Source organism: Acinetobacter sp. AS5, assembly GCF_048957595.1.
In the GTDB taxonomy this organism is placed as follows: Bacteria; Pseudomonadota; Gammaproteobacteria; order Pseudomonadales; family Moraxellaceae; genus Acinetobacter.
The window spans coordinates 1-4,900 of the sequence record NZ_JARDAL010000079.1 but is presented as its reverse complement, the minus strand read 5'-3'; the positions used below and the strand labels follow the sequence as shown (position 1 = coordinate 4,900).

Genomic DNA, 4,900 nt, shown 5'->3' with positions numbered 1-4,900 from the left:
CAATATGAAAAAGGACAGAAAGCCACTTCTATGCAAGAGGCAACAGAGTCTGAAAAGGGATGGAAATATGGTGCAGGCATCGAATTAGTTTTTTAAAATAGTATGATTTGGATTCATGAATGGTAGCTTCGGCTACTATTCATGAATTATTACTATTTATTTTCGAATCTGTAAAACTAAAAAAGCTTAATTTTTGGTCTATTTTTATGCAGTGGTTAAAAACATGCTTATCGCTGTTTTTATCGTTTGCTATTCTTTTAGTAGGATCGGCTGCTACTACTTCGTCTGTACATCATCGGTGTTTAATGCCATCTGAATAGATGCATGTGGCATAGCCGTCTTCATCGATTTGAATCCTAAAGTGGCCCTAATGATCCGCTTTAGCTTGCCATGATTACATTCGATCACGTTATTTTTATACTTAACCTGCCTGTGCTCAAGATCTGGTGGACATTTTCTTTCCCATTTTAACCGTGACAAAGCACCTCCATATGTGTGCTTTATCTGTATCTATCACTTGTGGGGCCTTCCTTTGCCAGAAGATGCGGATACTGAGCATCCAAAAGTAAAAGAACTGCATGAGCTTCTTGCATGGTCTGAAGGTATGGTCTGGTGTTCACCTGAACGTCATGGTTCTATGAGTTCCATTTTTAAATCACAAATAGACTGGATTCCACTTGCAGGAGGAGCAATCCGTGCTACCCAAGGTAAAACCCTTGCCTTGATGCAAGTCAGTGGTGGATCAAATTAAAATATACCCCTGAAATCAGAGAAAGAGCGGTTCAAAAAATTTGAAACTACCATCTTAATGATATACTCTAATTGATATACATTTAGATTGGGTTGTTTATAATGTTGATGCTTCGATTACCTGTAGAATTAGAAAAACAGTTAGATCAACTGGCTGAAAAGAGTCAAAGAACGAAATCATTTTTAGCCAGAGAAGCTATTTCTATGAGTATTGAGAGCTTATCGAAAAAATATATACATGAAAACAAAGGGTTAAGTTACATGAATATTAATCTATATGAAACTCTCGTTAAATTTTTTTCTACACCAGTTAATTTAGAAACTGAATCTAGAAAATCTAAATTTATTATGTTTAGTGAGGACGGAAAATTATTTGTTCACAATAACAAAGATAATATTCGCCCTTTAAGCACTGATGAAGTTGATAATTTTTATAAGATTTTTAAGGAAACTGGAAGTCGATCTCCATCAACCTATACCGATGTAACCTTCAACTCATCATATATTCTTGCTGCACTATCTCATTTAAAAGAACAAGCTATTATTTAAATAGCTTATACAAATAAAAAACCCCGGCATCCTGCCGGGGTTTTTTATTGGAACATTAGGTCTTTGTGCTCTTGCATGTCTTATATAGCGCCATCCTGGTGCTTATTTTTTATTATATGGAACTTCCTGTTCCTGACCATTCAATAATATGAAAATTCCAGTATGCCGCATAGCAGCAAAGGGCCGAGATTCACGTAAGCCTAGGCCTACAAAATAGCCTAAATTTCATCCACAGAAATTGGGGATAGTTTTTACCCTGGAAGAGTTGATAACATTCGGAAAATGTCAAAATTGATCATTTTTAAGCCGACTTGTTTCAAAATCGGATTTTTGGGCATTTTGTGATCAGTGTGAAATTTTTAAGTTATTGATATTAATATACAAGTGTTGTTATTCACCAATTAAAATGTCTATGCGATAAACCATTTAAAATGTCCTGTTTTTAACCACAAGAGTCAAGCACAGGATTTAAATTTCTTTGTTCAATAACAGCTTTCTGAGCTTTACGACTCGGCATACTTTTCTTGAGGCGGGAACGTTTATTCTGTTTTTCCAATGCTTCATACTGTTGCTGGATATGGGCCAGAACCGAACCTAATCTTTTATTCTCAACCACTGCATTTTGCTGTAGTCCAGCCAGTTTATTGAAGACGCTATAATAGATCTTCCGTCCCTCATACATGATGGCGATAGTTCCATCCGGGTACTCCAGAAATGAAATGTATTGCCCAGCAAGCTTATGATTCAGCTCTGTCGGTTCAAGCATATAAATACACTTGTCATAGGTCAGAGTCAGATTCTTGGTGACCTTACGCGGTTCCTGCCAGGTAAAAATATCATCCAGTTCAAGATCAGATTCGGCTAATGGTCGATGTAAATTCTTTGAGTTTCGTGCACATTTAGCGAACTTCTGATTGAAATGCTCAATAAAGCAGGGTAGCCATGCATTGGCTTCGGCAATCGAACCCATGCCTTCCAGGCGAATCTCCTTAATCAGGCGGTCCTAAAGGGTTCTGTTGGCACGTTCTACACGGCCTTTGGCCTGTGGGGAATTGGCGAAGATAATATCAATGTTTAACTCATTCAGAATCCGGCCAAATTGCGTGATCTTACTATCTTGACTCGATTTTTGATTGACTCGGAATACCGAGTGTTTATCGCTATAAAAGGCCAAAGGCTTGCCGTATTGTTCAATGTAGGCTCGGGTTGAAAGCATATAGTCAAAGGTTGTTTAAGCCTCACAAAAGCGCAAATGCAACAGCTTGCCAGTAGCATCATCGATATACACCAATAAACAGCACTTAGCAGCGCGTCCTTCGAACCAGTCATGATATGAGCCATCAATCTGAATCAGTTCACCGAAGCAATCACGGTTATAACGTGGCTGATATGGACGCTTCAGGCGCTTGGATCGAGGAATCCACAGGTCATTGGCCGTCATCCAGCGCCGAAGCGTTTCTACCGGGATATTCAGGTCAAACATGCTGCTGAGCTTTTCATGCGCCAAGGTGGGTCCAAAGCCCAGCAAATGTTCAGCAATAATGGAAAGGCACTTTGATTTTAACAAGTCATCATGGCGACGATGGCCAGGTTGACCACGACTGGCATGTGCCATACCTGAGACACCATCTTGATTGAGCTTCTGCAATAACCGGGTAATTTGACGGGTGGAAAGATTCAGGATTTCAGCAGCACGGACCTGGGTAATACGATGATCTCGAACGTCTTGCAGAACTGCAAGTCGTTGAATTTCTTTGTCAGACATAGACACCAACATATCAAACCGTCCGCTAACGAAATTGCAAAAGTGCATATTCTAAAAGCGGACATTTTTACTTTGGAGAAACCGGACATTTCTATTTTGGAGTTACAATTTTTATTTCGTATAAGGTGTATTATGTTAATTTTAGAGAAACTACTAAATTATATTGAGTTGTAAATAGTTGAAATTCCGTTAAGATATTTTGGATTAAATTCTATTCCTAGATAGCATTCGTGTTGACTCATCTCTCCAAAAAACTTTGGTTTTGTTTTCTTATGGTTTTTGCCATAGGATGGAGTAGTGTGTCTGTTGCATCAGTAAAGATAATGCATATCAATATGCAAACTGAAATGAGCCAAGATCATTGTTTAGATCAAGCACAGCAAGTCACTCAACATGGTATTAATCACGAAGTACAGACGAATACCGATTGCCATAATCATTTAGCTATTAATCAGAATATAGATCACAAAAAGTGTCAGGAATGTTCTAGCTTATCCTGCCAGACAGAGATCTCATGTCTTCATTCTTTGCAAAGCTCGCTAGATCCCCTAGATACCTTCTATTCTATAGATCAGCCTAATTTTTATTACCTCAACCAATATCTAAATGGGTATTGGCAAGAAATTTCACGTCCTCCTAAAACTTAACCAATTTTTTTTAAAATTTATTTATTTTTCAAAAATTAAGGTTAAGTTATGTCTCATAAAATTAGTTCGTACCTATTAGCAGGTATTTGTTTTGCATCGTCGCCTTTGGTTTTTGCCGAAGTGCGTGAATATCAGCTTGTTATTGATGAAGCAGTGGTCAGCCCAACTGGAAAGCCTGTAAAGCGCATTACCGTAAATGGTCAATTTCCTGCGCCTTTGCTTGAGTTTGAAGAGGGTGATGAAGCCATCATTCGCGTGAAAAATAATTTAAAAAACCAAGATTCTTCTATTCATTGGCACGGACTGTTGTTGCCGGGCATTATGGATGGTGTACCAGGATTTAATGGTTTTAACGGTATTAAGCCTCAAAGCGAGTATGTTTATAAATTCAAGATTCGCCAAAGCGGGACTTATTGGTATCACGCTCATTCTAAAGGACAGGAACAGGACGGCTTATATGGTTCTTTTGTGATTTATCCAAAAGGTAAAACACCATTGGCAGCACATGAAAAAGCTGAACGTGACTATGTGGTGATGTTGTCAGATTTTCATGAAAAAACCAGTGATCAAATTCAGAAAGATCTTAAAATTTCAGCTGAATATTATCAAGATCAGCGTGAAACCTTGGGTGATGTTTGGAAGCAGGTTAAACGTGATGGCATAAAAGCGACATGGTCTGACCGCAAAATGTGGAATCAGATGCGTATGCTAAAAACCGACATGTCGGATGTTACAGGTTATACCTTCCTCATTAATGGCAAAACACCTGAACAAAATTGGACAGGAATGTTTAAACCGAATGAAAAAATTCGCCTACGTTTTGTGAATGCATCTGCGATGTCTTTCTACGATGTCCGTATTCCTAACTTGAAAATGACTGTGGTCAGTGCTGATGGTCAGCCTGTAAAACCTGTTGCTGTGGATGAGTTTCGTATTGGCACAGCTGAAACTTATGATGTGATTGTGGAGCCAAAAGGTGGACATTATCAAATTGAAGCTGAGTCAATTGACCGTGCAGGCTATGCGATTGGTACACTGCACAATGAATTAAATCCTATGACACATGGCATTCATATGCCTGCACCACGTCCACGCTCACTTTTGACCATGGAAGATATGGGACATGGTGGCGGTGATCATGCAGGAATGGATCATTCGAAAATGAACCACGGCAATATGCAAGGCATGG

Annotated in this window: 4 protein-coding genes and 4 pseudogenes; 6 read left to right on the top strand and 2 right to left on the bottom strand. The window is 38.8% G+C overall.

Features of this window, described 5'->3' with window-relative positions; genetic code table 11:
• Together PV763_RS16480 and PV763_RS16475 are read left to right on the top strand one after the other, a co-directional pair.
• Nucleotides 1-96 (top strand): annotated as a pseudogene (locus PV763_RS16480) (copper resistance protein CopB); the annotation flags it as partial.
• 23 nt (nucleotides 97-119) lie between these two features.
• Nucleotides 120-317: pseudogene (locus PV763_RS16475) on the top strand (hypothetical protein); the annotation flags it as partial.
• Between the two features lie 16 nt (nucleotides 318-333).
• On the opposite strand, the pseudogene PV763_RS16470 reads toward PV763_RS16475, so the two are convergent.
• Nucleotides 334-526 (bottom strand): annotated as a pseudogene (locus PV763_RS16470) (DDE-type integrase/transposase/recombinase); the annotation flags it as partial.
• Between the two features lie 6 nt (nucleotides 527-532).
• Between PV763_RS16470 and PV763_RS16465 the strand changes: the two are divergent.
• Together PV763_RS16465 and PV763_RS16460 are read left to right on the top strand one after the other, a co-directional pair.
• Nucleotides 533-751, top strand: coding sequence for an NAD(P)H-dependent oxidoreductase (locus PV763_RS16465; protein ID WP_420938230.1), 219 nt, complete (start codon nucleotides 533-535; stop codon nucleotides 749-751).
• Nucleotides 752-852: 101 nt separating this feature from the next.
• Nucleotides 853-1,299 carry a ribbon-helix-helix protein, CopG family gene (locus PV763_RS16460; protein ID WP_016658834.1) on the top strand — a complete coding sequence of 149 codons (447 nt, stop codon included), beginning with the start codon at nucleotides 853-855 and terminating at the stop codon, nucleotides 1,297-1,299.
• A 442-nt stretch (nucleotides 1,300-1,741) separates the two neighbouring features.
• Here PV763_RS16460 and PV763_RS16455 read toward each other — a convergent pair.
• Nucleotides 1,742-3,076: pseudogene (locus tag PV763_RS16455) on the bottom strand (ISNCY family transposase).
• A gap of 287 nt (nucleotides 3,077-3,363) precedes the next feature.
• Between PV763_RS16455 and PV763_RS16450 the strand changes: the two are divergent.
• Nucleotides 3,364-3,711, top strand: coding sequence for a hypothetical protein (locus tag PV763_RS16450; RefSeq protein WP_071851553.1), 348 nt, complete (start codon nucleotides 3,364-3,366; stop codon nucleotides 3,709-3,711).
• Between the two features lie 48 nt (nucleotides 3,712-3,759).
• The coding region (locus PV763_RS16445; protein WP_420938229.1) for a multicopper oxidase domain-containing protein at nucleotides 3,760-4,900 on the top strand (1,141 nt) is incomplete at its 3' end.